An 867-nucleotide genomic window follows, 5' to 3' on the forward strand; every position below is an offset into this window, starting at 1 on the left:
GACAGATTTTCTTAAGGAGGGATATATCCTCAGGAATATTCTTAACGACAATAGCTGAACAAGAGGTCACATCAGGTAACTCTTGCCTAAAATCCAAAACGGCTACCCCTTCTGGTAACAGGGCATTCTTGCCACGAATGTTAAAGAGCTGGACACCTTCTACACGGGCGTCAACCATCATCAACTGCAAGCTTGTTTGTCCATTCCATTGGTTAACAGAGAGAGTCACTGCCAATTCCAGTTGCTTGGTCTGTGAGAATTCAGTCGCCCATTTACCTTGACCAAAAGCGACCACCTCAAAACTGGATTCACCTTTGGAAATTTTCAGCTTGAGATGAGCATTCCCAGCCCCCATAACGCGAGCATTTTCAACTTGAAAATCTCGAATATAGAAGACAGGTTTTTGGTTATCCATCCCAAAAGGAGCTAGACGTTCAAAACTTTTCACCGTCTCCAGACTCAAGGTCTCTAAATCCAGTTCTTCATCTAAAAATAGATTGTTTTTACCTTGGGCATCTGCGCCTTTTTCTCGGATATAGGCTTCCAAAAGATCAGACAAGAATTCCAACTTATCCACTTCAAGGGTCATACCAGCAGCACCTGCGTGACCACCAAAGGCGATAAACAGTTCTCGATGCGGGTCCAAGGCTTCAAAGATATCGACTGCTTCAATGCTTCGAGCACTCCCCTTGGCGCGTCCATCTTCGATATTCAAGACAATGACTGTCTGACCCAGTTCTTCAAGTAAGCGCCCAGCTACAATTCCAAGAACTCCCGGATTCCAGCCTTCCTTAGCCAAAACTTGAACACTTTTCTCAGGATCTACCATACCTTTGGCTTCATCGTAAATGGACTGAACAATTTCCT

1 protein-coding gene is annotated in these 867 nt (G+C 44.5%); it reads right to left on the minus strand.

All coding sequences use genetic code 11. The annotated features are described in order from the left end of the window. A partial coding sequence (locus tag HMPREF2795_RS06915) for a DHHA1 domain-containing protein (protein WP_261675786.1) occupies positions 1-867 on the minus strand: 867 nt, incomplete at both ends.

Origin of the sequence: Streptococcus sp. HMSC056C01 (genome assembly GCF_001811305.1) — a bacterium.
Lineage (GTDB): Bacteria > Bacillota > Bacilli > Lactobacillales > Streptococcaceae > Streptococcus.